The organism is Aeribacillus sp. FSL K6-1121 (assembly GCF_038003725.1).
GTDB classification, from domain to species: Bacteria; Bacillota; Bacilli; order Bacillales; family Aeribacillaceae; genus Aeribacillus; species Aeribacillus composti.
On record NZ_JBBOPS010000001.1, the window covers coordinates 1 to 25,622 of the forward strand.

Annotated in this window: 24 protein-coding genes and 3 pseudogenes; 17 read left to right on the plus strand and 10 right to left on the minus strand. The window is 38.4% G+C overall.

Going from position 1 to position 25,622, the window contains the following annotated elements; translation table 11 throughout:
• Nucleotides 1-133: 133 nt before the first annotated feature.
• The 7 genes and pseudogenes from NSQ61_RS00005 to NSQ61_RS00035 all read right to left on the minus strand — a co-directional run.
• Nucleotides 134-331: pseudogene (locus NSQ61_RS00005) on the minus strand (tyrosine-type recombinase/integrase); the annotation flags it as partial.
• A gap of 100 nt (nt 332-431) precedes the next feature.
• Complete coding sequence (locus tag NSQ61_RS00010; RefSeq protein ID WP_029761977.1) at nt 432-782, minus strand: hypothetical protein; 351 nt, start codon at nt 780-782, stop codon at nt 432-434.
• A 315-nt stretch (nt 783-1,097) separates the two neighbouring features.
• A pseudogene (locus NSQ61_RS00015) lies at nt 1,098-1,795 on the minus strand (pre-toxin TG domain-containing protein); the annotation flags it as partial.
• A gap of 174 nt (nt 1,796-1,969) precedes the next feature.
• Nucleotides 1,970-2,368 carry a hypothetical protein gene (locus NSQ61_RS00020; RefSeq protein WP_063387201.1) on the minus strand — a complete coding sequence of 133 codons (399 nt, stop codon included), beginning with the start codon at nt 2,366-2,368 and terminating at the stop codon, nt 1,970-1,972.
• 23 nt (nt 2,369-2,391) lie between these two features.
• Nucleotides 2,392-2,808 (minus strand): hypothetical protein, encoded by a 417-nt coding sequence (locus NSQ61_RS00025; RefSeq protein WP_063387202.1) that lies wholly within the window; start codon nt 2,806-2,808, stop codon nt 2,392-2,394.
• A 382-nt stretch (nt 2,809-3,190) separates the two neighbouring features.
• Nucleotides 3,191-4,861, minus strand: coding sequence for a glycerol-3-phosphate dehydrogenase/oxidase (locus NSQ61_RS00030; protein WP_339212021.1), 1,671 nt, complete (start codon nt 4,859-4,861; stop codon nt 3,191-3,193).
• Nucleotides 4,862-5,259: 398 nt separating this feature from the next.
• Nucleotides 5,260-5,820: a glycerol-3-phosphate responsive antiterminator gene (locus NSQ61_RS00035; RefSeq protein ID WP_066250997.1), complete on the minus strand. Its 561-nt coding sequence runs from the start codon at nt 5,818-5,820 to the stop codon at nt 5,260-5,262.
• A gap of 368 nt (nt 5,821-6,188) precedes the next feature.
• Here NSQ61_RS00035 and NSQ61_RS00040 point away from each other — a divergent pair, with 368 nt between their 5' ends.
• The 10 genes from NSQ61_RS00040 to NSQ61_RS00085 all read left to right on the plus strand — a co-directional run bounded on the left by NSQ61_RS00040 (nt 6,189) and on the right by NSQ61_RS00085 (nt 15,544).
• Nucleotides 6,189-8,234 carry a sigma 54-interacting transcriptional regulator gene (locus NSQ61_RS00040; RefSeq protein ID WP_339197260.1) on the plus strand — a complete coding sequence of 682 codons (2,046 nt, stop codon included), beginning with the start codon at nt 6,189-6,191 and terminating at the stop codon, nt 8,232-8,234.
• Nucleotides 8,235-8,349: 115 nt separating this feature from the next.
• Nucleotides 8,350-9,345, plus strand: a complete 996-nt coding sequence (gene dhaK, locus NSQ61_RS00045) for a dihydroxyacetone kinase subunit DhaK (protein ID WP_327848249.1) — start codon at nt 8,350-8,352, stop codon at nt 9,343-9,345.
• A 54-nt stretch (nt 9,346-9,399) separates the two neighbouring features.
• Entirely contained in the window at nt 9,400-10,029 is a 630-nt protein-coding gene (gene dhaL, locus NSQ61_RS00050; protein WP_340805586.1) for a dihydroxyacetone kinase subunit DhaL, read from the plus strand.
• Complete coding sequence (dhaM, locus tag NSQ61_RS00055) at nt 10,026-10,418, plus strand: dihydroxyacetone kinase phosphoryl donor subunit DhaM (protein ID WP_063387208.1); 393 nt, start codon at nt 10,026-10,028, stop codon at nt 10,416-10,418. The genes dhaL and dhaM overlap by 4 nt, the downstream gene beginning before the upstream one ends.
• A 24-nt stretch (nt 10,419-10,442) precedes the next feature.
• Nucleotides 10,443-10,706, plus strand: coding sequence for an HPr family phosphocarrier protein (locus tag NSQ61_RS00060; protein ID WP_063387209.1), 264 nt, complete (start codon nt 10,443-10,445; stop codon nt 10,704-10,706).
• Between the two features lie 299 nt (nt 10,707-11,005).
• Nucleotides 11,006-11,833 (plus strand): MIP/aquaporin family protein, encoded by an 828-nt coding sequence (locus NSQ61_RS00065; RefSeq protein WP_327864109.1) that lies wholly within the window; start codon nt 11,006-11,008, stop codon nt 11,831-11,833.
• Nucleotides 11,834-11,867: 34 nt separating this feature from the next.
• Entirely contained in the window at nt 11,868-13,358 is a 1,491-nt protein-coding gene (gene glpK, locus NSQ61_RS00070; RefSeq protein ID WP_130157090.1) for a glycerol kinase GlpK, read from the plus strand.
• A gap of 319 nt (nt 13,359-13,677) precedes the next feature.
• Nucleotides 13,678-14,076 (plus strand): hypothetical protein, encoded by a 399-nt coding sequence (locus NSQ61_RS00075; protein ID WP_232515612.1) that lies wholly within the window; start codon nt 13,678-13,680, stop codon nt 14,074-14,076.
• A 337-nt stretch (nt 14,077-14,413) separates the two neighbouring features.
• The gene (locus tag NSQ61_RS00080; RefSeq protein WP_198318546.1) at nt 14,414-14,764 is read left to right on the plus strand and encodes a n-acetylglutamate synthase; all 351 of its coding nucleotides are present in this window, start codon (nt 14,414-14,416) and stop codon (nt 14,762-14,764) included.
• A 240-nt stretch (nt 14,765-15,004) separates the two neighbouring features.
• Entirely contained in the window at nt 15,005-15,544 is a 540-nt protein-coding gene (locus NSQ61_RS00085; protein WP_311066446.1) for a dienelactone hydrolase family protein, read from the plus strand.
• Between the two features lie 494 nt (nt 15,545-16,038).
• On the opposite strand, the gene NSQ61_RS00090 is transcribed toward NSQ61_RS00085, so the two are convergent.
• Nucleotides 16,039-16,176: a hypothetical protein gene (locus NSQ61_RS00090; protein ID WP_157727868.1), complete on the minus strand. Its 138-nt coding sequence runs from the start codon at nt 16,174-16,176 to the stop codon at nt 16,039-16,041.
• Between the two features lie 411 nt (nt 16,177-16,587).
• Here NSQ61_RS00090 and NSQ61_RS00095 point away from each other — a divergent pair, with 411 nt between their 5' ends.
• The 7 genes and pseudogenes from NSQ61_RS00095 (at nt 16,588) to NSQ61_RS00125 (ending at nt 22,350) form a co-directional block, all read left to right on the plus strand.
• A complete protein-coding gene (locus NSQ61_RS00095; RefSeq protein WP_339230218.1) occupies nt 16,588-17,172 on the plus strand; it encodes a DJ-1/PfpI family protein in 585 nt (194 codons plus the stop codon).
• A gap of 896 nt (nt 17,173-18,068) precedes the next feature.
• A complete protein-coding gene (locus NSQ61_RS00100; protein ID WP_063387215.1) occupies nt 18,069-18,503 on the plus strand; it encodes an RrF2 family transcriptional regulator in 435 nt (144 codons plus the stop codon).
• An 82-nt stretch (nt 18,504-18,585) separates the two neighbouring features.
• Nucleotides 18,586-19,698, plus strand: coding sequence for a tRNA 2-thiouridine(34) synthase MnmA (gene mnmA, locus NSQ61_RS00105; protein ID WP_082829590.1), 1,113 nt, complete (start codon nt 18,586-18,588; stop codon nt 19,696-19,698).
• A gap of 132 nt (nt 19,699-19,830) precedes the next feature.
• Nucleotides 19,831-20,776: pseudogene (locus NSQ61_RS00110) on the plus strand (LLM class oxidoreductase).
• Between the two features lie 43 nt (nt 20,777-20,819).
• Nucleotides 20,820-21,464, plus strand: coding sequence for an SDR family oxidoreductase (locus tag NSQ61_RS00115; protein ID WP_340805596.1), 645 nt, complete (start codon nt 20,820-20,822; stop codon nt 21,462-21,464).
• Nucleotides 21,465-21,502: 38 nt separating this feature from the next.
• On the plus strand, nt 21,503-21,862 hold the full coding sequence (locus NSQ61_RS00120) for a hypothetical protein (protein ID WP_340805598.1): 360 nt from the start codon (nt 21,503-21,505) through the stop codon (nt 21,860-21,862).
• 17 nt (nt 21,863-21,879) lie between these two features.
• On the plus strand, nt 21,880-22,350 hold the full coding sequence (locus tag NSQ61_RS00125; RefSeq protein ID WP_340805600.1) for a sugar phosphate isomerase/epimerase family protein: 471 nt from the start codon (nt 21,880-21,882) through the stop codon (nt 22,348-22,350).
• 118 nt (nt 22,351-22,468) lie between these two features.
• Here NSQ61_RS00125 and NSQ61_RS00130 read toward each other — a convergent pair whose 3' ends face one another.
• Together NSQ61_RS00130 and efeB are read right to left on the minus strand one after the other, a co-directional pair.
• Nucleotides 22,469-24,226, minus strand: a complete 1,758-nt coding sequence (locus NSQ61_RS00130; RefSeq protein ID WP_066250968.1) for an FTR1 family protein — start codon at nt 24,224-24,226, stop codon at nt 22,469-22,471.
• A gap of 96 nt (nt 24,227-24,322) precedes the next feature.
• The gene (gene efeB / locus NSQ61_RS00135; protein WP_063387221.1) at nt 24,323-25,621 is read right to left on the minus strand and encodes an iron uptake transporter deferrochelatase/peroxidase subunit; all 1,299 of its coding nucleotides are present in this window, start codon (nt 25,619-25,621) and stop codon (nt 24,323-24,325) included.
• Nucleotide 25,622: the final 1 nt, after the last annotated feature.

Sequence of the window (25,622 nt, forward strand, 5' to 3'; positions counted from 1 at the left end):
ATTAGTATCCGATATCTCACGATCAAAAATCATGGAAGCTTTAATACGACTGCAAACGCAGTCGTTTTTCATTTTTTGGAAAACCGGAAGAATCCGATAGAATTCGAAAAAATTTTGCACGAATTTTGCACGGCTATTTTGTATGGTAGAGCTCCTCCATTGCACGGGATTCTTTTTGCTCCATCTCGTCCAAAATGTGTGAATACGTCTGAAATGTTGTCACAATGTCCTTATGACCAAGATGTCGAGAAACGTATTTAATATTCACCCCTTTATATAGGAGCATTGATGCGTGAGTGTGGCGAAGGCCATAACAAGTAATTGGCTTAATCCCGATCGTACCGCCTTTGTTTTTTGTCATGTAGACACCTCATTTTTTAGTCTATTATTACTATAATAATCTGTGTCTGCTTTTAGTCTAACATTACTTGTTACCTATTCTCTTCATCATACTCCAAAAATAGGTCTTGTAAATCTCCATTAATTGGTTCATTATTATTGTTAATTGTCACTTTAAACTCAATATCCTCTTCTCCTATTGATACTACCCCATCTAACACCCCTAAAATATTAGATACAGCATCCACTTCTACTTGTTCGATTATTTTAAATAATATTTCTTTATTTTTATCTGATAGTTCTGAATAAAACATCAACGCTTCTTTCCAATAAGGGTCTGTAACTTCATTAATATCAGTATTATTGAATATATCTCGATAAAAATTACGATTTTCTTTTATAATTGACTGATGTAAAAGTTTAACAAACTCTTCTTTATTCATATATCTCATCTCCTTCTCATCTCTGGATACAATTGTTTATTTAATTCAATTAATTTTCGAAGTTGAGAATTAGGAATGTCTGGATATACTCTTCTTAACTCCATTATATCTCTTGCTAATAATTGTCTTACACTCTCAATTCCTTTTGAACTTCTCGAAACTATTCCCCTAGGACCTTCTTGTATGTCCAGCTTTTGGTATTAATATTGCTGGTGCATTATTTGGATCATAATTTCGAATGAATTTTTTCATAATTGCTTTTTGTCCAACATGATGTGCATCTAACCTCGGTACACCTTTTATTTCTTTATATAATCCTACATCATACTTACTAAATTTACCCGTACCCTTACCGTCCACCTCATCCCCAGTTTTGCCAATCATGTTAATCGCAGTTTCTTTTACTTCTTCCTTAGCCTTGCTCATCCATGCGCGGGACGCTGGACCAATTCCCGCCAAGGCTGGCTGCCATTGGACAGACGAAACGCTGGTAAGACGGTCATCCCATTGCTTCTTAAAATATCGCAGCGTTTTGGTAATCGGCGCTTTCACGACTTGGAGGTACGCCGCTTGAAGACAGACATCATTTTATCATAGCGGAGAACATATTTCATTTGCGGGACCAATTTCGAAACATCCGCTGCTATCCCGGCCGCTTTCGCTCCTTTGACCCCCGCTTTTCCAGCGATTCCTGCCCCTTTGGCTGGAGGAATGACGGACAACAATAACATTCCTCCCGCAACTAGGCGGTCCCATCCGGATATCCGTTCTCCAGTAATCGGGTCGTATTCTCCAAACAATCGATGCAAGTCATACCAGCCAAGAAGCTCCAGACCGAATTCTTTTATGTTGTCCGCGAGCGTTTGGTCTGCCTGTCTGATGGACGCGGCCGTCTGATACAGCAGTTCCTCCGCTTCATTCAGCTTTTCTCCATAGCGGTCGAGCCAATGAATCAGTTCGTCTGTAAGCTCGCGGATGGCGGCGGAACCGATGCCGGGAATCTCCATGGCTAAAAAGAGGGAATCTCCTAGGAAAGCAAGGTCCGCGCGCATTGTATAGGGCATTGCTCTATATAGTTTATTCGAAGCGCTCCTTGAGGAATAAACAATCCGCTTGAACTTTTTGTTCAAGCGGATTGTTTATTTATCGATGTATTAGGGAACCTTGCTTCACACACTATAACAAAATTACTTTACCGTAATACTAGGAGGATATATTGATAATATTTCAATTACATCATTAGAAGTTAAAAATACATAATGTTCTACCTCTCTTGACTCGTATATACCGCAACTTTCTTTATGAAACCATTTCAAGTATTCTGAGTTTTTAACTTTAAATAAAGACCAATCACTATAAAAATCTGTACCGTAATATTGATCTAAATAGTTTAGCGTTTCTAATAACGAACCTTCATCAGTATTTCTAAACGATAATACTCCTTCTTTAAAATTCACTACAACTTTTTTTTCACCATTTTCATCACTAAATTCTAAAATAACACCATCTTTACCATCCAAAAGCATATCATTATAAATTGTTGAAGGTATATCATCTAGCGGTATCCATCTTTCCCATTGTTCCATAAAACTTCCTCCATATTTGTTTTCTAGTAACGAAACTTTATTCTCTTCTTGCCATCTTGAATTTCAAGTGTAGGACGGCCATCACTACTTCTCTTTCTAACAATGACTGTTCTTCCATCCTTTAAAATACCGACTTTGAGGTCAGGCGTATCCTTAGTAATTTTGGGTCCCAACGAGTGAAAGTCATTCATTGCTTCACTAAATCCACCAGATAACTCATACTGAATAGTTCTTCCTTTTGTTGCTCTTCCAGGCTTAGCAACTTTAATTAAATCATCAACTGTTTTGCCAGTACCCTTAATGCTAAGTTCAACGCCATCGTTGCCTGCTTTACCTTCGCCTAGATTTAACCCCGTCTTCTCACTCAGATAAGCTCGAACTTTATTCTCCAATCCATTGGTGTTTTCGGGCGGAACTTTAACGTTCTCAATCCCTTCCATGGCAGATCCCATTTGCCGGTCAGGGATTGAATTTTTCAGATTGGTCAGGCTATGTCAATTGTTGGGGTGCACTGGATGTGAAATGCTTGATACAACTGTTGTAAGTTAGACCTTGCATTACTTTGCGACATCCACTTCTTAAAAACTTTTTACATAATAAGCTTTCTTTAATATGATTTTTTGTATTTACGAATTTAAGAAATAACCGGTGCAAAGTTAAACACCACCATTATCGAAAAAAATCCCCTCATAAGTAAACAGTAAATTGATGCATATTTACTGTCTCCTTATAGGGGGATGCTGTCAAAATTCGGCTACTTTTTCCTTTTCGTTCAAATAACCGGATAATAAAAGCCTTTGCAGCCATAATATATTTTGTCTATTATTGTTTTTCATCAACAGGCGTGACGGCGTCGTGCAGATATGTTTCTAATTCTTTGCGATAACGGTTTTGCTCCTCTTCTGTCCACTCCAAGTTTTTCGCCATATATTGAATAACGGATTCCTTCCATTGGTGAACTGAATGAATTTCAAAAAATAACGATCCCGTTCTCCGGATAAAGAAGTCCTCCGGTTTTACGACCATCTCTTCTTCCAAACCATATTGAAGCTGGGCTAAAACATCAATCGGTAATTGAAACTCATCTCTTACTTTCTTTAAATCAACTGCCAGTTCAAACACCCGGTCTACATTCGTTCCATATAATCGGACCAATCTTTCCGATTGTTTTCTGCTAAATCCCAATTTTTCTCCCTGTTCAACTTTTTTAGTTACGAACGATTCAAAATTTGTTGAACCTCCGAAATTTCCTCCCGAAATCGGCAGGTTTTTCGTTCTGCAAGGGGAAAATGCTTCGTTTTCTTCCTCTTTTAATAATTTGGCAACAAGATCAACGATCGTTTCTGCCATTTTACGGTATCCTGTTAATTTTCCGCCGGCAATGGTAATAATACCTGAATCAGACGTCCAAATTTCATCTTTGCGTGATATTTCAGAAGGACTTTTTCCTTCTTCATGGATTAATGGTCTGAGCCCGGCCCAGCTTGATTCAATATCTTCCACGGTGATATGGACCGTTGGGAACATATAATTAATGGCCTTAATAAGATAATCTCGATCTTCAACAGTCATTTTAGGATGTGCAATATCCCCATCATAGAAAGTATCTGTTGTGCCAACGTAAGTTTTTCCATCACGCGGAATGGCAAACACCATTCGTCCATCAGGTGTATCAAAATAGATCGCTTGTTTTAATGGGAATCGGCTTTGGTCAAAAACAAGGTGAATTCCTTTTGACAAAATCAAATGTTTTCCTTTTAAAGAGTGATCTTTTTCCCGTAACGTATCGACCCAAGGGCCTGTTGCATTTATAATTTTCTTTGCGAACACTTGATATGATTCTCCTGTTAATTGATCAACAACTTTTACACCTACGGCTTTGCCTTGTTCATAAATAAATTCGTCTACCTTTGCATAGTTAATCGCTTTTGCACCGCATTCGACTGCCTTTTTCATAACTTCAATCGTCAAGCGGGCATCGTCAGTTCGATATTCGACATAATATCCTCCGCCTAATAATCCATCTTGTTTTAATAAAGGTTCTTTATCAATAGTTTGCTTCGCATTCAACATCGCTCTTCGTTCGCTTTTCTTCACGTCAGCAAGGTAATCGTAAATTTTCAGTCCAATGGATGTGCTCCATTTACCGAATGTTCCTCCTTTATAAATCGGAAGAAGCATCCATTCAGGTGTAGTTACATGCGGGCCATTTTCATAGACGATAGCGCGTTCTTTCCCAACTTCAGCGACTAACTTCACTTCCAGCTGTTTTAAATAACGGAGGCCTCCGTGCACAAGCTTCGTGGAACGGCTTGAGGTTCCTGCTGCAAAATCCTGCATCTCAAATAAAACTGTTTTCATTCCACGTGTTGTTGCATCAAGTGCAATTCCTGCACCTGTAATACCACCGCCAATAATGATGACATCAAACTGTTTTCCATCGACGTCTTTTAATATTTCTTGTCTTTGATAAGCAAATACATTTTTGTTCATTTGTTATTCCTCCTGTGATCCGTCAAAAGTCCTAAAAAAAGAGACCACATACACACTACGCTCCTTCTACAGACGTAATGCTATGTGGTCTCTCCTTGTCTCCAACCGAATATTAACTTTGAATGTATTATAGCATATTCTTCATCTTCTGAAAATTCTTTTGTATGCGAATTTAAAATTCAAAGCTTTTCCCCATAATGAACTTTTCTTTATTCAGTTGATGAAGAATCAGTGTTTGAAGACGCTATTGACACCATCGCACAAGCCATTTTTTCTTCATTCAATTGATGAAGATGGCTTGCGTCTTTCATGCCTTCTACAGCGTTTCTGAAACTGAAAGTCTAAAACTGCCGCCAAAACCTAAAGCATCGAAAAATTGGGTAGGCATTCAAAATAAATTATGACTGTTCAAATTCTTTCCATAATTGCTTATTGGATGTTGTCACGGCTGCAGCACCAGCTTGTAAAGCATTGTTGACATCGTCAATACTGCGGATAAATCCACCAGCGAAGATCGGGATTTGAATTCGTTGATGAATTTCGGCAATAATGCTCGGCATGGCGCCAGGTAAAACCTCAATCACATCGGGCTTTGTTTTTTCTAATAAGGAATAGCTTTTTTCTAAAGCGTTTGAGTCAATGAGAAAAACTCGTTGAATGGCCAATACGCCTTTTTGTTTCGCTTTCAAAACGACACTTGCTTTTGTCGAAAGCAGTCCATAGGGCTTGAAGGACTGGCATAAATATTCGGTTGCGTATTCATCATTTTTAAGACCATGTATTAAATCAACATGCAATAACAAGTTTTTACAATGCTGCTTAGAAATATTGACGATATTTTTCAACTGGGCAATATGGACATCTAATAACACACCATATGCATAGGAACTCTGAAGAAAAATTTCAAAATCCTTCATATTGCGAATCGCTGGAATAATTTTTTGATCTTTATATTCCATTGTTCGTTCCACCTTTTTTATTATTGGCAAAAAATCAGTGTGAATTCAGCTTTCAAACTTAATTGAAACAGAGAAGAGGTCTTTGCTTCAAGTCTCTAGAAAAAAAGAAATCCACAACAAAACACCCCTTCATCCAAACGACTAAAGGGAATTGATGTGGATCTCCTTCTCTCCGCTACAATTTATTAACTTATTAATATTGTACCATAAACAAAAGCGCTGTCAAAGCAATGAGAACATCCACGCATGATCGTTTACAGGGTGAAAAAATTTTTTTAATCGTGAGATTCATAACTACTATCTTTTTCAAAAAATTTTCCAGTAATCCTGTTAACAAGTATATTAAAATGGAAAAAGGAGGGGATTTCATGTTCATTAAATTAACAGTTTACAAAAAGAACGGTCTTCATGTCCGGATGGCAGCAGCTTTTATTTCGCTGCTTCAAAATCTCATACAAAATAAAGAGATATTAAAAAAGACGTACGTTCTCTATCAGGATAAAAAAGTTCAAGTGAATAATCTATTATCTTTAGTGTCCTTAAAGATTGGACAAGGAGAGGAATTTATCCTGCATTTTGAAGAAAAAATAGACGATCAAATCGTCCAGCAGATAAAAGATTTTTTTGAACAAACGGATCTTGAAGATTCCCAGCAAGCAGAAACAGATCGACTTCTCATGGAAAATTCCATTACCCTTCATGAGGCCATATCTGCTTTACCGAATGGAATCGTCGTTGTGAATAGCGACAATATCATCACTTATGTCAATGCAGCTGCAGCAAAACTTTTGGAAAAAGATCCTCATGAGCTTATCAATCAACGTGCTGACGAAGTGATTCCCCATTCAAGATTGCATGAAGTACTGAAGACAGGAAAAATGGAATTATCCAAAAAGCAAGAAATCAACCATCATACATTGTTAACAACCCGTTCGCCAATTATTTTTAATGGAAAAACGATTGGGGCTGTTGCTATTTTTCAAGATATATCTACCATTGAGAAAATCAGTAAAGAATTGAATGAAGTAAAAGAGCTGCAGCAGCGACTAAATCTTGTTTTAAAGTCCGTCTCAGATTTAATCGGATTAACAGATAAAAATGGAAATTTTATATACAAAAATGATGAAATGGATGTTTTGTTAAAAAATTTAAACAGTGTCCCAAACATTCAATCAATAATCGGGCAACATGAATGGGAAAATATTAAAAGCACTCAAAATCAGATTATGAAACTAATTCAAGTAAACCAACAATCTAGTTATATTACAAAAATAAATCCTATTTTCGTTGACGATGAATTTCGCGGAACAGTTGCCACCATGACTCCATTCGATGATATTAAAAAGCTCCTCGAAAAAATTGATCTAATGGAGCAAAGAACGAAATATTTGGAAATGGAGCTGTCCAAACATCAAGGATTTGATGAAGCATTTCATAAGATCATAGGAAACAGCGAGACATTAAAAGATTCCTTAACAATCGCCGCAAAGGTTGCAAAAACAAATTCGACAGTGATTATTACAGGAGAAAGCGGAACAGGGAAAGAACTTGTTGCTAAGGCTATTCATGAAGCAAGCGACAGAAAGAATAACCTATTTATTCGAGTGAATTGTGCAGCCATCCCTCCTCAATTAATGGAGAGCGAATTATTTGGTTATGAAAAAGGAGCCTTTACAGGAGCGTATAAAACACATCGAGGAAAATTTGAACTCGCTAATAAAGGTACGATTTTTTTAGATGAAATCGGTGATTTAAGTTTGGATTTACAAGCAAAAATTTTACGTGTGCTGCAGGAAAGGGAAGTGGAAAGAATTGGCGGATATGCGCCCATTCAGCTTGATGTTAGGGTAATTGCCGCGACTCACCGTGATCTCAAAAAAATGGTAGATGAGGGCAGTTTTCGCGAGGATCTTTATTATCGGTTGAATGTTGTCCCAATTCATCTGCCGCCTTTAAGGGCAAGAAAAGAAGATATTCCGCTTTTGGTGGAGGCGTTTCGAAAACAATTGAATGCTAGATTGGGAAAAAATATCAAAGGGTATGAAAAAGGATTTATGGAAGCATTATGCAGTTACCATTGGCCAGGAAATATTAGAGAATTACAAAATGTGATTGAACGGTTATTTAATCTCGCAGATGAAGAAATTATGCGATGCAAGGATTTACCTTACTACATCTCGAACCCTCAATGTCAAGAAAATAAAAAAATAATGCAGAAACAGAGTATCAATTTTGGCAACGAAGTGCAGACGTTCAAAGAATATGAAAAACAAATTTTTTCCTTTGCTTGTCAATATTACCCAAGCTATAACCAATTAGCAAAAGCGCTTGGGATCACTCATAAAACGGCAGCTAAAAAAATAAGAGAATATGGATTAGAGCATTTAGTTGGGAAAAAGTATCAAATGGATTGATATTTTTTCCCAATGAACTCGCCATAAAAATATGAAAACGCATCCGTAAAGCGCTTTCGTTGTTGGCATCATTTTTGCATTAATAAAAAGTGCAAAGTTAAGAGGAGGTATGTCTATGAAAAAATTAATCAATGATCCTAATCAAGTAGTTGAAGACATGTTAGCAGGGATGGTGGCGGCTCATTCTAATCGAATGAAGAGATTGCCAAATACAAACGTAATCGTAAGAAAAGAAGCACCTATTCAAGGAAAAGTTGGCTTGGTTAGCGGCGGAGGAAGCGGTCATGAGCCTTCACATGCTGGTTATGTAGGTAAAGGAATGCTAGACGGAGCGGTATGTGGAGAAGTGTTCACTTCCCCAACCCCAGATCAAATTTTTGAGGCGATTCAAGCGGTTGATAGCGGAAATGGGGTGTTATTGATTATTAAAAATTACACTGGCGACATTATGAATTTTGAAATGGCTGCCGAAATGGCTGAAGCAGAAGGAATCAACGTAGCAAAAGTGGTTGTGAATGATGATGTAGCTGTGGAGGATAGTACATATACGACAGGCCGGCGGGGAATAGCAGGTACGGTTTTCGTTCATAAAATTGCCGGTGCATTAGCGGAAAAGGGTGCGACGCTAAAAGAAGTAGAAGCAGTAGCTAAGAAAGTTGTGGAAAATGTGCGGTCAATGGGAATGGCCTTAACTCCATGCACTGTTCCAGCAGCAGGAAAACCTGGATTCGAGCTCGGAGAAAATGAAATCGAAATTGGAATGGGGATTCACGGAGAACCTGGCATTGAAAAAACACAAATCCAGCCAGCGGATGAAATCGCACAAATACTTCTTGAAAAAATTTTAGATGACTTAAAACTTGAGGAAAACGACAAGGTTGCGGTCATGATCAACGGTCTAGGTGCAACACCATTAATGGAATTATATATTATGAACAAAAAAGTCTCTGAGGTCCTAAAGGAAAAGAACATTTATATACATGAAACGTTTGTTGGTGAATTTATGACATCGCTTGAAATGGCTGGCTGCTCTATTTCGTTATTAAAATTAGACGATCAACTCATTGAGTTGTTAGACGCACAAGCGGATACAATCGCATTCAAAAAATAGCAATCTTACTTTCTTACAGTCTGTCTATAGAAGGAATATGAGGAGAGATGATCAATGACATTTGACGTTGAACAGGCTAAAAAATGGATCATAACTTTTAACGATAAAATTCAGGAAAATAAGGAGTATTTAACGGAGCTGGATCAAGCAATTGGCGATGGAGACCATGGATTAAATATGGCACGGGGATTTCAGGAAACCGTCAAGAAAATTACAGAAGGCAAATATGATGATCTTGGTTCTTTGTTTAAAGATGTTGGCATGACTTTAATTGCTAAAGTAGGCGGAGCTTCAGGTCCGTTATATGGAACAGCTTTCATGAAAGCTTCTCTTGCTTTAAAGGGTAAAAAAGAAGTTGATATAAAGGCTTTAGTTGAGGCATTAGCAGCATCATTGGATGGGTTAAAAGTTAGGGGAAAGGCACAAGTAGGAGATAAAACGATGATCGATGTTTGGGAGCCTGTCATTGAGTATATGAAAAATCGTGAAACGCTTCATTCTAAAGAGCTTTCTGATTTATCTAAAGAGAAAATGGACGACACAAAAGAGCTTGAGGCAAAGAAAGGCCGTGCGGCTTATTTAGGAAAGCGTTCTATTGGTCATATTGATCCTGGGGCAGCTTCATCGTATTTATTGTTTGCTTCCTTAGCTGAATTGCTCGAAGAAGGAGAGGTGGCCCAATGAAATATGTAAGTCTTGTCTTAATTTCACATAGCTATGAAATTGTAAGCGGCCTAAAAAAGCTTCTGAATCAAGTTCAACCTGAAGTATCTGTAGCCATCGCTGGAGGGGTTGAAGGAGATATCGGAACAAATGCATTAGACATTAAGGAAGCAATTGAATCAGTCTATTCTGAGAAAGGCGTTGTCGTTTTGTTTGATTTAGGGAGTGCACTCATTAATGCTGAAATGGCTATTGAGATGCTAGAGAACAATGAAAACATTATAATAGCCGATGCTCCTCTCGTAGAAGGAGCTTATGCAGCGGTCGTTGAGGCTGGTTTGGGAAGCTCGATTGAAGAGGTCGTTCGAGCTGGCGAGAGTGCAAAGGAGCTTGTCAAAATCAATGACTAGCGAGAAAAATTAGGAGTGAACTTAATGATCGAAAAAGAGATTACAGTGACCATTGAAAATGGTCTGCATGCCAGACCAGCAGCAGATTTTGTGAAAAAAGTAAACCAGTATAAAAGCAAGGTTGAGTTAATGATCGGCGACAGAAGGATTAACGCGAAAAGTATTCTTCAGCTTATGAGCGTTGCCATAATGGAGGGACAGACGATCAAAGTGATGACTGATGGAGAAGATGAGAAAGACGCATTAGCGTTTATTGATTCTTTTCTCCAATCAGGTAAAGAATCGTAATCAAGCCTTTGCTTTTGAATTGTTGCAAAAATTCATATTAGGCTCATGGGTCCCATTTCCTTTAACTTACTTCAAAACAAATAATATCATAATTCAAAAAAAAAGTGATTGACAACGCTTTCTTTTTGTAATAATCTGAAATCAAGTTAATATTTGTGATGGAGAAATGGAGATCCACAGTAATTCCCTGTATGCAGCCTGCATACTAAGGGGGGAATTTGCTGCGGATCTTTTTTATTGACCAAAATTGTAGTCTTTTCGCAAGAGATAACAAATATATGAAAAGGGAGGAAACTTTGATGTCTGCATTTTTAGGTGAGCTAATTGGCACCATGATTTTGATTGTTTTTGGGGGTGGAGTTGTCGGCGGTGTTGTACTTAAAAAATCAAAAGCTGAAAATTCAGGCTGGATTGTTATTACGATGGGATGGGGTCTTGCCGTAGCGATGGCGGCATATGCTGTAGGTCAATTTAGCGGAGCCCATCTTAATCCGGCTGTAACCATCGGATTAGCTGCAATCGGTTCTTTCCCATGGAGTGATGTACCGACCTATATTATTGCCCAAATGATTGGCGCATTTATCGGTGCTGTGATCGTTTATTTGCACTATTTGCCCCACTGGAAAGCAACCGATGACCAAGGTGCAAAATTAGCCGTATTCTCAACAGATCCTGCAATCAAAAATCCTGCAGCGAATCTTTTAAGTGAAGTTATTGGTACATTCATTTTGTTGCTTGGATTGTTGGCACTTGGAGCGAATAAATTTGCAGAAGGAATGAACCCGTTCATTGTTGGATTTCTCATCGTTGCAATAGGTCTCTCCTTAGGCGGAACTACGGGTTACGCCATCAATCCTGCCCGTGATTTAGGTCCGAGAATTGCTCATTTTATTCTGCCGATTCCAGGTAAAGGAAGCTCTAACTGGGGTTATGCTTGGATTCCTGTTGTAGGGCCGATTATTGGAGGAACGTATGGAGCGTTATTTTATAAATGGGCTTTTGAAGGAGTCAGTACCTCTGCTTTTTGGATTTTCACAATTGTTGTAGCAGCTATCGTTGTGGCAGCGCTAGTAAGCAATAAAGAACAAAGCTTGAATGTCTATAAGAAAACGAAAGCAACACTTTAAGTTTATAATTTTAATAAAAAATGAGGTGAAGAAAATGGAAACATATGTTTTAGCTTTAGACCAAGGAACGACAAGTTCACGTGCTATCATTTTTAATAAAAAAGGGGAAATCGTTCATATTTCACAAAAAGAATTTGCGCAATATTTTCCTAAACCAGGCTGGGTTGAGCATAATGCCAATGAAATTTGGGGTTCCATCTTATCCGTCATCGCCACTTCCTTGTCTGAGTCAGGAATAAAACCTGAGCAAATTGCAGGCATCGGAATTACGAACCAACGCGAAACAACGGTTGTTTGGGATAAAAACACAGGTCAGCCGGTATATAATGCCATTGTTTGGCAATCACGGCAAACGGCAGATATTTGTGAGGAGTTAAAGGCGAAGGGATTAAATGATACATTTCGTGAAAAGACAGGTCTGTTAATTGATGCATACTTTTCAGGAACAAAAGTCAAATGGATATTAGATCATGTTGAAGGGGCTAGAGAAAAAGCGGAAAGAGGAGAGCTTTTATTCGGAACAATTGATACTTGGTTAATTTGGAAGCTCTCGGGTGGAAAGGCGCATGTGACGGATTATTCAAATGCTTCAAGAACATTAATGTTCAATATTCATGAGCTGAAATGGGATGATGAACTGTTAGAAATTTTAACCGTGCCTAAATCCATGCTTCCGGAAGTACGTCCATCTTCAGAAATTTATGCACATACAGTTCCGTATCATTTCTTTGGGCAAGAAGTTCCGATTTCTGGAGCGGCTGGTGATCAGCAAGCAGCACTATTCGGTCAGGCTTGTTTTGAAGAAGGCATGGCGAAAAATACGTACGGTACGGGCTGCTTTATGCTTATGAACACGGGCGAAAAAGCTGTTGCTTCTAACCACGGACTACTAACAACGATTGCTTGGGGATTAAACGGAAAAGTGGAATATGCTTTAGAAGGAAGTATTTTTGTTGCAGGATCTGCCATTCAATGGTTAAGAGATGGACTTCGTATGTTAAAAAATGCTGCTGATAGCGAACAATATGCAGAACGTGTAGAATCCACAGACGGTGTATATGTAGTACCGGCGTTTGTCGGATTAGGAACACCGTATTGGGACAGCGATGTTAGAGGAGCTATATTTGGTCTGACACGGGGAACGCAGAAAGAACACTTTGTTCGTGCAACTTTAGAGTCCCTTGCCTATCAAACAAAAGATGTGCTGACTGCTATGGAAGCGGATTCGGGCATTTCCTTGAAAACCTTGCGTGTAGATGGCGGGGCAGTAAAAAATAATTTTCTAATGCAATTTCAAAGCGATTTGTTAGGTGTTCCTGTTGAACGTCCTGTTGTCAATGAAACTACTGCTCTTGGAGCGGCTTATTTAGCCGGCTTGGCGGTTGGATATTGGAAAGATCAATCAGAGATCGCGACACAATGGAACATTGACCGTACATTCGAGCCATCTATGAATGAAGAAAAACGTAACAAATTATATGAAGGCTGGCAAAAAGCTGTAAAAGCTGCGATGGCTTTTAAATAAAGGTTCTCAGTCAATTGTTGGGGTGCACTTGATGTGAAGTGCATCTCTTTTATATGTATGGAAGGTAGATCAGTGAGCATATTCCTTATTTCTGAGACGATCAAAGTTGCGGAAAAACCATAAAAAATTTTTTCTCGGTATAAGTTATTCATCTCAAAGTGTATTCAGCTTACTCTAACTTTCGGATATAATTTTATATGAAGTATAGTATAGTTATTCTAAATTCTTTAGTATACTTCAATGAAAAAGGAATCCAAAGTTAGAAAGATGATATTTAATGTTCAAATTGGTAAGAATGCTAAAATTGCGAGATCTAGAATTGTTTCGTATAGATAATCAAGATAATGAAACTATCTGTATGCTGTTGATTTTAGATTACAGAAGACCAAGTGTTTTGGATGATTTTCCAATTTTAAAGGAAATAGAGGATGAAAATTCATTTGAAGGCGCGGAGAATTATATCCACACTGTAATAATTTCAGAGGAAAAATTAGAAGAAAATATTGTCGGTCGAATTATTGAAGTAATTGAAGGATTAGTGGAGCATAAGCCAAATTGTGACAATAACAATTCATTTTATATTAGTAAATTTCCTGATCATTTTGAGGCTGGTGCACATTTAATAGAATATATTAAACCTATTTTAAATAAGATGAATTTTGGAATTGATCTAACATATATCACTGATAAACATTTCAATTATTTAACTCAAGAATAATTTTTTCATAAAAAGTAAAAGCGGTATCAAAAATGGAGATCTACTTTCAACTTCTGCTGAACTCGGGGGAACGAAAGGAAGGAATCCGGAGAAGCTAAAGGCAGAGCGATAACCCCGCCTTCTTGTACTAAATTTAAGTTCGGCATTGGATGTATCAAGGATTCCTGCTGAATGTAGGAATCCCTTTTTGACAGATTCCGCACTAGAAAATCTGATTAAGTATTTCTCAAAGTATCCCTTGTGAAATAGTTGAACATGAGAAAATAAATTTGATGGCTAAAAAAGGATAAAATATGTGGTAAAATAGTGAAAATTAAAAATTAGAGGAGCGTTGTTTGTGATAAATTATAATGGCCGCAAGTTTGTTTCAATTGAAAATACAGATAATGGAGAAGTTTCTTCAGAAACGCTTTTTGAATATAAACAAGAAGGAAATATAATCTCAGCAACGTATAGCGGTGGAGAAATTATAAAAGGATTCTTAATTGGGATAGTAAAAGAAGATGGGTGCTTAGAGTTTAGGTATAACCATGTGAATATCAAAAACGAGATTAGGGGCGGAAAATGTACTTCTACTCCAAAAATCTTACCAGATGGGCGAATTAGACTGTATGAGAATTGGAAATGGCTCGATGATAAGGAAACGGAAGGAAATTCAATTATTGAAGAAGTTGTTGAAAATCATTGATATATAAACTTGAGTTGAAAAATAAAGATTGCTGCGCTGCTGGTAGTATAGTGATGAAAAAGAAAAAAAAGAATTTAAAGTAGGTGCAACAGCTTTAGTGGAGGAGCAATAATGATTAGCATACAAAAAGATTCGGATGCTGCAATTATCTTGTTCACGAAATTTATGGAATCAATCAACATATGAAACATGTTTGTCAATCATTATCTGAAATTCGACTTTGATGTCTTCTGTTCGAATATGTTAGAACAGGAAACTCCTTTTGATTATTCTCAAGAGGAAGATGCTTACTTTAATTTTATGGAGAACATAGGTTTTACAAACGCTTTGGTCATAATTAAAAGTTTATTATCGGAGATTAAGGATGGATATAAAAACATATTTGTCGCCGGATTCAGTGCAGGAGCAACCGTTGCATGGCTATGTAGTGAAGAACGACTTGTTGATGGAATTATTGGGTATTATGGTTCCGTATTAGAAATTATATTGGAAATATCGCCTCAATGCCCGGAATTGCTGTTCTTTCCAGAAGAAGAAAAATTGTTTAATGTTGATGAGTTAATTTTAGCTTTAGAAAACAAGCATAATGTTGAGGTTCATAAGTTGAATGGACAACATGGATTCAGCGATCCATTCTCTTTAAAATATAACGAAGCATCAGCAAAAAAAGCTTTTACCAGATGTTGTTTTTTCTTTTGGAAACATTTAGACGTATTAACTCCGATGGAAAAGCGGACTAACTTCTTTATCTGTGGTGAAGCTCCCTTCATGATTGACTAATTGGCAGGCTAGCTGGAGAAGGCAAGGTTTAGTTTCAAAACAATGACGATATTTTTTCTGGTATGAATTTTGAAACAAACGCAGTAATCACATCGCCCAAGTGTGAAAAAAGTCGTCGACCTCCAATCGTGTAAAAATCCCTGGAGATCGACGACAGCTGTTTTTTGAAGGAAACAGCAGAATAATGGGTCATTGCTAAATTTTTCTATGTTCGTTATAATTAAAACCAACATCCGCCATTATTTAGAAAACATACTAACATCAACGTTTTTTGGGGTTTTTATCTTAACTATAAGGAATTGAAACTCTGGATACACACCATCAACAACAGCTCCAGCTAAGTTTTTATCTTAACTATAAGGAATTGAAACCAATCTTTCCTAATGTCCCATTGAAAACACTCAGGTCTCCGTTTTTATCTTAACTATAAGGAATTGAAACGCCATATCTTGAAGCTTCAGTGCTCGCTTTTTGCGGTTTTTAAGTACAAGGAATCAAAACTGATCGAGCATTAGTTCACTTGAAAGCGGAAGCAGCTGCACCCGATCTGTGAGCAATAGTTTCTCAATTATAAAGATCAACGAATAAACATATGCAGTGCCATTTATTTTTGCCTCTTGCCTCTGTTGCATCACTTTTCTACCCTATTGATCTCTCAATGAATTTAGACATTTGATTTTATAATCGTATCTTATAAAAGGGAGAAGTCTTAAGACAGCCGATATCAATTCCTGTTTGCAGACCATGCGGACGTTTTTCAACTCAATTGCAAATTCCTTGTAAACACCCTTGCCTTTCATTCATTCACAAATAAAAACAGCTTTCCTAAATACATGATCCCTCCAAATTTGAAATACCTTTACTTCACGAAAATCAATCATATTCTTTAGCAGACAATAAATTTGCGAACGATGAATGGATAAGAGAAAAAGTTATTCAGAGAGATTTCAGGTGAAAGACAAAATAAAAGCTTGTAAGTATGAAAAGCAATGCCGTATGATAGCAATAAGTTAGGCAATTTTTTCAATTTTTGGAGGTATTCTATGAAAATTGCATTTATTCTTTTTGATCGAATGACAGCTCTTGATTTTGTAGGTTTTTATGATGCGGTAACACGCTTGAAAACAATGGGTTTTAATGAAGAATTAAGCTGGACCTTGTGTGGAATGAAAGATGAAATAAGTGATGATCGGGGAATTACAGTTAAGATTCAAGAAGTGGCTCCTAATTTATCTCAGTATGATTTGTTATTTGTCCCCGGGGGATTCGGTACTCGAGAATTATTGCATGATTCTGAATTTATCGAATGGTTAAAAACGGGCAGCAATGCGACGTATAAAGTGTCCGTTTGTACAGGTTCCATACTTTTTGGCGCTGCTGGTTTTCTTGATAGAAAGAAAGCGACGACCCATCCAAACGAGTATGATTTACTTCGATCTTATTGTTCAGAAGTTATAGAAGATCGAATTGTGAAGGACGGTTATGTTATTACTGGCGGCGGGGTCGCAACATCTGTGGATCTCGGTTTATTTATTTGTGAGCTGCTTGCAGGCAGAGAAGCTGTTCTTCGCATTCAAAAACAAATGGACTACCCATATTACAAAGTTAGGCAATATAATTTAGACTAAGCTCTTCTATAAGAAGCTTTCTTTTTTTGTTGTTATTTATTTTCAGAATTGTTATGATACTGCTTTCTCGTTTAATACATAAATGCTGCAAATTACGGATTATCACCGGTTTTGCTTAATCACTAATTAGGCGAAGAGTTTCGGAACGATGCCTGTTTAACAGGGGTGATTTTATAGGGATTAGTATAAAATTATTTCAAACGAAAGCGTCTCAATAAATTTAGACGGGGTTTGCACAAGCAAAAGCATAAACTAGACGAAAACCGCATGGAAATTCCGTAATTTTTGCACCAGATTGGAAGCAGATTACTCGGACTTATGCAAGATAAAACTTTCCGTACTTATGGAACTCTAAATACCGCCAACTGGATAAGCGTGGAAAAAATAAAATGAAAGCTCTCTGCTCCTCTTTGAGATTCACCTTTTCAAAGAGGAGTATTTGTTTTGATAGTATTCTTTCTTAACTAGCAGGTTGCTCTCTGATGTCAGTCTATATAGACACAATGAGCAGATAATTGTATAGTAAATCTATCGATCATGTCTATAATGAAATAGCAAAAGGTTTCTGCCAATGTGAAGATTTTTTACAAAGAATTTTTTAATCGTTGCGCTACATGTAAACACTGTACATGACTAACTTTGATCGTTTGGAAATGAATCGATGCTCTGGCAAAGCTTCAGCAATCGCAGCTCATATAGTTGAATGGAATCATGATTAAAATGCTAATTTTTGTTTTTTTCTAATGAGCTTTATATCGCTTATTATCATTACTACTCGACACTAAATTTAGGCCAATGATCCGAATTTTTTTATTTGCGGCTGATGAAAAGAAGTAATTTTAAGTTGACAATATAAACTGTAATCATTATTATTACACTTAGGAGGAAGGTTCAATATGAATAGCGATTTTTCGATTGCCGTTCACTGCGTTGCGTATCTGGCTGAAAAGCAAAATCAGCGAGTAACCAGTGAAGACATTTCTCAAAGTGTTTCTGTCCACCCAGTAAGATTAAGAAAAATTTTAAGCATATTAAGAAAAGAAAATATAATTGCTTCTAAAGAAGGGGCAAAGGGCGGATTTTCGTTAAACGCTCAGCCTGAACAAATTACGTTAGACAAAATTTTTAGAATCACTAGTGAGGAAACGCTTGTGCCGAAATGTCCCGATTCCAATGACAACTGTATAATAGGCAAACATCTGTCAGATGTACTCATTCGTATTTTTCATAATGCAGAAGAACATTTTTTAAACTATTTAAAAGGTGTGACGGTTCAAGATATCATTAATGAAATTCATAATAATAGCTCAAAAAGTTCGTTTCATGCCTGAAACAAAATAGTTTGTTGCGGCAAAAATTTTTTTTAAATAAAACTGTAATCAAAAACGTTTCAGTTTAAGGAGGTGAATGATGATGAAGAAAAAACGAGTAGTCGTCGGAATGTCTGGAGGAGTGGATTCCTCTGTAGCTGCTTACCTTCTTAAAAAAGAAGGGTACGACGTCATCGGGGTATTTATGAAAAACTGGGATGATACGAATGATGATGGTGTATGTACGGCAGCTGAGGATTATGAAGATGTTAAACGAGTTGCCAACCAACTCGGGATTCCTTACTATGGCGTCAACTTTGAAAAAGAATATTGGGATCGTGTATTTACGTATTTCATGGATGAGCTGAAGCGAGGCCGAACACCGAATCCAGATGTAATATGCAATACTGAAATTAAATTTAAAGCGTTTGTTGACTATGCTCTTTCACTTGATGCGGATTATATCGCAACGGGTCATTACGCAAGAATCAACAGAGAAAATGGCCAAATCACCTTGCTGCGTGGAAAAGATGCGAATAAAGATCAAACGTATTTTCTTAGCCAGCTAACGTCGGACCATTTGTCTAAAGTTCTGTTCCCGCTGGGTGAGTTAACGAAGGGTGAGGTGCGAAAAATCGCCCAAGAATTGAACCTTATTACCGCCAATAAAAAAGATAGTACCGGAATCTGTTTTATTGGAGAACGAAATTTCAAAAACTTTTTAAAGAATTTTTTGCCGGCACAGCCTGGAGAAATTCGTTCGCTTGATGGGGAAGTGCTCGGTACTCATGATGGTTTAATGTATTACACAATCGGCCAACGAAAAGGGCTTGGCATCGGCGGCAAAGGAACAGGAGAACCTTGGTATGTCGTCGATAAAGATTTAGACAACAATGTTTTACTTGTTGCTCAAGGCAAAGACCATCCGGCATTGTTCTCTACTGGACTGATTGCATCTAACCTGAACTTGATAAATGGGGATGTTCGTCTTAGTACGTTTGCATGTACAGCTAAATTCCGCTACCGTCAAGAGGATCAAAAGGTGCGTGTCCATATTCGTCCGGATGGAACGGTGTTTGTAGAATTTGAAAAACCAGTTAAGGCTGTGACACCAGGGCAAGTAGCGGTATTTTATGAAGGTGAGATTTGTCTTGGCAGCGCCATTATTGACAAAGTGATAAAAGACGATGCTGCTATTGCCGCGGCTGCATCATAAAAAGTTCGTTACAGATATAATATATGTTTTTGTACAAATTATAAATATTGTTCATATCTGTAAAACAAATTATTTTAAACAGGGCCTTTCCTTTATATACGGCCCACCTTTTCTTAAGGAGTGGTAAAAACAATGGAAAAATTTAAAAATCATAAAGGGTATTCACGCAATGTATCAAGAGAACAAACTGACTTTAGGGCTGTTCTTTCCGATTGAATCGTATATGGGAGACGTCCCTGAGATGAATATCGAAAAGCAAATGAAGCTGGCAAAACGAGCAGAAGAGCTGAATTTCGCTTCATTGTTTGTGAGAGATGTGCCGCTGCACGATCCAAATTTCGGAGATGTTGGACAAATGTATGATCCGTTTACGTATTTAGGGTATGTTGCGGCTCACACAGATAAGATTGCTTTAGCAACTGGAAGCATTATTTTAACGCTGCGTCACCCGCTTCATGTGGCAAAAGAGGCAGCTTCTGTAGACAGATTATCTGGTGAAAGACTCATTCTCGGCGTCGCAACTGGTGACCGTCCAATCGAGTTTCCAGCATTTTCCGTGAATCCAGAAGAACGGAGCGAATTATTCCGAGAATCAGTAGCTGCTATAAGAAAGGTTTGGCGTGACCATTTTCCGACGATTAACACGACACGAGTGCATATGACAAGTGGAGATATGCTGCCAAAACCAAAATTGTCAGATATACCATTAATGGTAACAGGTCACAGTGGACAATCTCCTGAATGGATTGCTGAACATAGTGATGGATGGATATACTATCCGCGTGGAATTAAGTTTCAAAAAGCATTAATCGATAATTGGCGTTCGCTAACAGAAGAATTTAAGCCATTTTCCCAATCTCTTTACATTAACTTAACGGAAGATCCAAATCATGTACCAATTCCGATACATCTTGGATTCCGTACGGGACGAAATTTCGTAATCGAATTTCTTGGAGCTTTACAGGATGCAGGTGTGAACCATGTCATCATCAACTTAAAATATGGACAGCGTCCAGTCGAAGAAGTGATTGAAGAATTAGGCGAGTATGTGCTTCCGCATTTCCCTGCTTTAACATGATAAGAAAATTTAAAAACCATCAATATGAGAAAGGATGGATATGATGAAAGTTTTGGTCATTGGAGCCAACGGGCAAGTAGGACAACAAGTAGTAAATATGCTTCATGCGCATGAACAGCATTCTGTTCGTGCAATGGTTCGAAAGCAAGAGCAATTGGAGGAATTTCAGAAAAAAGGAATTGAAGCGGTGCTCGCTGATTTGGAAGGCACTGTCGATGAAATTGCCGAAGCGGCCAAAGGCTGCGATGCGATCGTATTTTCAGCTGGTTCAGGGGGACACACAGGGGCTGATAAAACATTGCTGATAGATTTAGACGGCGCTGTAAAAGCCATGGAGGCTGCTGAAAAAATCGGAATTGAACGTTTTGTTATCGTGAGCTCATTCCAAGCCCATAATCGTCAGAACTGGCCGGAAAACCTTAAGCCATATTATGTCGCCAAACATTATGCCGACCGTGTGTTGATGAATAGCGGCCTAAATTATACGATTATTCGTCCTGGTTATCTAAAGAATGAAAAAGGTACAGGACTGGTTACCGCAGCTGAAAACTTACCTGTCGGTTACATTCCTCGCGAGGATGTAGCAAGAACGATTGTTCAAGCTCTTGATGAACCAAATACGTATAGAAAAGCATTCGATTTAATGTCAGGAGATAAAGAAATTAGCGAAGCGTTGAAATCACTGTAATGTACCGTTCAATGGAAAAGGAAGGGAGAAATTAGAAAATGGCTTACCCTTTTTACGCAATGGATTTTGCTTTCTATAATTCAATGGGTATTTATAGTTTTGAAGCTCGATGTGAAATGTTAAAGGAAATTGGCTATGACGCAACCCATTTATCCGTCTGGCACGGAGAGCGATGGAGAGATGTAGAAAAGCTCAAAAACGTTAAGGAGAAATATGGGCTGGACGTCGCAGGCGTGTACGTTGTGTTAGATCTTTCACTAGGCGAGGACCATCCAAGAAATGCAGGCATTTTAAAGATGCTGGAGATTATGGAAGGGTGCAGCACGGTTGAGCTGGCGATTCAATCTGTCGGAGAGATATCCGCCCTTCAGATCCAAAAGGGGACGACATCGCAGTAAAATGGCTGGAAAAAGCATTGAAGATTGCCGAACGAAGAAATATTAACATTTTGCTTTACACGCATCTATCCTTCTGGATTGAACGCCATGAAGATGCAGTGAGACTATGCAAACGCCTGAATCATTCTAATCTTGGAATTGTCTTTTGCGGCTACCATTGGTATGCGGCAGATGGAACAAATCTAAAAGGAACGATTCAAGCGGTAGCTCCTTACTTAAAACAAGTAAACATGTCCGGCAGCAGCCGCAATCCGCACGGTTTTGGGGGAGTGGCAACAATCGAGCCTTTGGATGTTGGGGAGTTAGATAATTTTGCGTTGCTTGGACAGTTAAAAAAGATCGGTTATAACGGAATGATCGGCTACTTAGGTTGGAGTGAAGGCGGCGACGCTTATAGTAAGCTGAGACGTTCACTCAATGCGTTCCGTGATATGGAGCGTAGAGTTGAGGCACACCCGCACTGGGCGGATTTAAAATTAACTCCATAATGAAAAATATTGAGGTGCTAGTCGAACAATAATAAGTTCAACTAGCACCTCGTGCATTCAGCCAATGTACTGCGGTATTCACCGAAGTACATTTTTTTATTGAAGCTTTTAAGATCCTTTATTTTTCAACAACTGCCTTTTCATTTACAGCCGTTTTTTTCACATACATCGTTACGCCGATGATGATAAGAATAAGAAGCAGCTGCGGCACTACTGTTTCAATCGTCGGATAGAAACCGATTGGTTCAATATAAGGAACATTCGGCAATGAATGTGTTGGCAGCGTGTTTGCTATCTGCATGGCATGAATACTGATTCCGAGCATTTTGAATGATAATACATAAATAAGCAGCGTTGCGCCCATAAAGAACGGCCGGACGGGAATCGCTGAACTAAAGCGGATGATAATAAACCCGAGGATCACTAAGATCGCCATGGCGATAGCGATTCCTAAAATTAACTGGCTGATTTCCATCGACGGAGCCATTCCGGCATAGAAAATAATTGTTTCGGCACCTTCGCGAAAAATTGAGAGAAAACTTAGCAAGGCCATGGAAAACAAGCTTCCTTTTGCCAATGCGTGTCCGAGATGCTCTTTAATATATTGATTCCAGTGGGCGATATTTGACTTTTTGTGAAGCCAAGCGCCAACCGTCAGCATCATTACAACAGCAGTGATGCCGACGATTCCTTCGATCGATTCGCGGCTTCCGGCAACAGTTATTTTGGAGAAAAACATGTTCATGACAACAGCTAGAATAGCACTAGAAATGATGCCGCACAAAACGCCGATCCAAATCCAACCTTGTTTGTCGGCATGATTCGTTTTCTTCAAAAATGAAAGCAAACCGGCGATGATTAAAAGAGCTTCAAAACCCTCACGCAGTAAAATAAGCATAGCATCTATATACGTATAGCTTGTTTTGGCTGCGATGAGCTGAAGGGAATCATACAATTCACTAATCATCGTTTGAGCTTTTTCTACGTTTTTATTGTCAGACTGCAATAAACTGATTGCGGAGGGAATTTCAGTTTCCATGCGATTGTATAGGGAGTAGTCTTTTGTCCGAACCTCCCCTTCAACTACCGGCCATATAAGCAATATTTTGTTTAAATGTTCTGATGCCTCGGATGGGTTATGATCTTTTAGCGACTGTACGCTTTTTTCCAATAAATCTGTTACATCACTTAATGTGTATTCATTTCCAGCGGATTTTCCCGCATTTTTCCCGCTTAAAAAATTTTCAACAGAAGCTGTCAGATCCTTGAGGCTCTTTAAAGCCTTCTCTCGATCAGGCGGAGTTTGCGTCAGTGAAATTCTTAACAAAGCAAGCTGTGTTTCAATTTCGCCATACGAAACAACGCTTTCGGTACGAACAATGTTCTCGTTTGCCGTCCAAGTGGAAAGTAATTGCTGATATTTCATGGCCGCCTGATCAAAATTATTGTTTTGAATCATTTTTTCGATTTCATCAATAAATTGATACATCTGTTTTAGCTTTTCTTTTTCTTTTTGCGGATCTGTCGGATTTTGTTCTTCTTCGTACGAAGTAAGCGCTTTTGATAAAGCGGACAAATTTTCACTTATTTTTGTTGCATCTTTTTCAGATTGAGCCAGGGCGTTTTTCGCATTTTTTAACTGTTTATCGACTTCAGCTGTTTTTTTGCTATCAACAGCTTTTACTTCGTTCCATTGCTGTGAGAATTGTTCCAAATTGTCCTGTACGACATCCCAGTTCGCTTCCTTTGTTTTCATGATGGCATCGCCTATCAAAACATATAAATCATCAAGGTTCTCTGCGGCTACGGCTTTATTTGAGAAAATACCCATTGTGAAAAGAATTGTGAAGGCAATAAGCCCTAATTTTTTATACATCAGCTTCAACTCCTATGAAAGAGAGAAAGGGATTATGAAAATAACGTTTCTCCAATATAGTGCACACAAAGAAAAAGGTGTGCACCAAAAAATAAATTATGAAAATAACGTTTCTCCAATATATCCGCCTTTTTTTACTCCAGGAAGACAGGCAAATACGGCACTTCCTCGATGGACGATATATTCGTTTAATTCATCCATTTGCGAAAGCCGCTTTTGAATTGGGATAAATTGCTTGCTTATGCTGCGCTGAAAGCTGATAAACAATAATCCGGCATCAAATGTTCCAGTTTTTGCATCTATTCCATCCGCATATGAATAAGAACGGCGCAAAATTTTCTGTTTTCCGTCACCGTGAGCGACTCGAACATGGGCGGTCATTGGAATGTAGTATTCTCCGTTTTCATCCTTCTTTTCAAAATCCGGTGGATCGAACTCATTTTTTTGCCCAAGGTATGCACCTGAATCCCGATATCTGCCAAATGTATTTTCTTGTTCCTTTAAAGTAGTCCGATCCCAAACTTCGATAAACATTTGAATCCGTCTTACTACTAAATACGTTCCGTTCACGAGCCAATCAGGTCCGTCACCGGGCTGCACCCAAACGTATTGATTCATTTCAGCAGAATTTTTCACATTTGGATTCACTGTTCCATCCTTAAAGCCAAATAAATTTCGCGGCGTTTCCTTTTTCGGACTCGCTTGCTTTGTACGCTGGAATCCGGCCTGTGCCCAACGAAGAACCGCTTTGCCGCGGGCAATTCTCGCTAAATTTCTAACCGCATGGAAGGCAACCTGCAAATCATCCGAGCATGCTTGAATACAAAGATCTCCGCCTGTCCATTGCTCTTCCAATGAATCAAGCGGAAACTTCGGCAGTTCTTTTAGTTCATCCGGCTGCTTTTTTTGCAAACCAAATCTATCCTTGTTGTTTTTTGTAAAAAGCGTCGGGCCGACGCCGAAAGTAATGGTTAAATTTGACGCATTAAGTCCTGCAGCTTCCCCCGTATCATCTGGAGGAAGGTATTTATTATTAGCTGGATCTCCAACCGATTTGCCTTCTGTCATAGCTGCGGCAGCCTTCGTCCATTCTTTAAAAAGCTGAATAAGCTCGTTTCTGCCTTCAGCCGTCACGTCAAATGCAGCAAAATAAATGTGGTTTTGCACTTCAGTTGCAATGCCTGCCTGATGTTTTCCGTAAAACGGAACAACCGCATTTGTATTTTCTTTTTTTTGAGAGGTCGGCAACACGTCAGCCAATGCTAGCGCTCCACCAATGCCGGATGCACCGATTAGCACGCCGACTCCTCCGATGCCCGCAGCCTTCAACACATCTCGTCTTGATACGTTCTTGTTAAAGACAGATGTCGTTTCTTTTTTATCAGGTTCAGACATT

Excerpts from the sequence above, each read along its gene's own strand:
- dhaL (WP_340805586.1), top strand. The coding sequence starts at position 9,400 with ATGACATTTGACGTTGAACAGGCTAAAAAATGGATCATAACTTTTAAC.
- dhaK (WP_327848249.1), top strand. The coding sequence starts at position 8,350 with ATGAAAAAATTAATCAATGATCCTAATCAAGTAGTTGAAGACATGTTA.
- NSQ61_RS00085 (WP_311066446.1), top strand. The coding sequence starts at position 15,005 with ATGTTAGAACAGGAAACTCCTTTTGATTATTCTCAAGAGGAAGATGCT.
- NSQ61_RS00090 (WP_157727868.1), bottom strand. The coding sequence starts at position 16,176 with ATGCAACAGAGGCAAGAGGCAAAAATAAATGGCACTGCATATGTTTAT.
- NSQ61_RS00120 (WP_340805598.1), top strand. The coding sequence starts at position 21,503 with ATGGCTTACCCTTTTTACGCAATGGATTTTGCTTTCTATAATTCAATG.
- NSQ61_RS00060 (WP_063387209.1), top strand. The coding sequence starts at position 10,443 with ATGATCGAAAAAGAGATTACAGTGACCATTGAAAATGGTCTGCATGCC.
- NSQ61_RS00040 (WP_339197260.1), top strand. The coding sequence starts at position 6,189 with ATGTTCATTAAATTAACAGTTTACAAAAAGAACGGTCTTCATGTCCGG.
- NSQ61_RS00035 (WP_066250997.1), bottom strand. The coding sequence starts at position 5,820 with ATGGAATATAAAGATCAAAAAATTATTCCAGCGATTCGCAATATGAAG.
- NSQ61_RS00065 (WP_327864109.1), top strand. The coding sequence starts at position 11,006 with ATGTCTGCATTTTTAGGTGAGCTAATTGGCACCATGATTTTGATTGTT.
- NSQ61_RS00115 (WP_340805596.1), top strand. The coding sequence starts at position 20,820 with ATGAAAGTTTTGGTCATTGGAGCCAACGGGCAAGTAGGACAACAAGTA.
- NSQ61_RS00020 (WP_063387201.1), bottom strand. The coding sequence starts at position 2,368 with ATGGAACAATGGGAAAGATGGATACCGCTAGATGATATACCTTCAACA.
- dhaM (WP_063387208.1), top strand. The coding sequence starts at position 10,026 with ATGAAATATGTAAGTCTTGTCTTAATTTCACATAGCTATGAAATTGTA.
- NSQ61_RS00100 (WP_063387215.1), top strand. The coding sequence starts at position 18,069 with ATGAATAGCGATTTTTCGATTGCCGTTCACTGCGTTGCGTATCTGGCT.
- NSQ61_RS00025 (WP_063387202.1), bottom strand. The coding sequence starts at position 2,808 with ATGGAAGGGATTGAGAACGTTAAAGTTCCGCCCGAAAACACCAATGGA.
- efeB (WP_063387221.1), bottom strand. The coding sequence starts at position 25,621 with ATGTCTGAACCTGATAAAAAAGAAACGACATCTGTCTTTAACAAGAAC.
- glpK (WP_130157090.1), top strand. The coding sequence starts at position 11,868 with ATGGAAACATATGTTTTAGCTTTAGACCAAGGAACGACAAGTTCACGT.
- NSQ61_RS00130 (WP_066250968.1), bottom strand. The coding sequence starts at position 24,226 with ATGTATAAAAAATTAGGGCTTATTGCCTTCACAATTCTTTTCACAATG.
- mnmA (WP_082829590.1), top strand. The coding sequence starts at position 18,586 with ATGAAGAAAAAACGAGTAGTCGTCGGAATGTCTGGAGGAGTGGATTCC.
- NSQ61_RS00095 (WP_339230218.1), top strand. The coding sequence starts at position 16,588 with ATGAAAATTGCATTTATTCTTTTTGATCGAATGACAGCTCTTGATTTT.
- NSQ61_RS00030 (WP_339212021.1), bottom strand. The coding sequence starts at position 4,861 with ATGAACAAAAATGTATTTGCTTATCAAAGACAAGAAATATTAAAAGAC.
- NSQ61_RS00010 (WP_029761977.1), bottom strand. The coding sequence starts at position 782 with ATGAATAAAGAAGAGTTTGTTAAACTTTTACATCAGTCAATTATAAAA.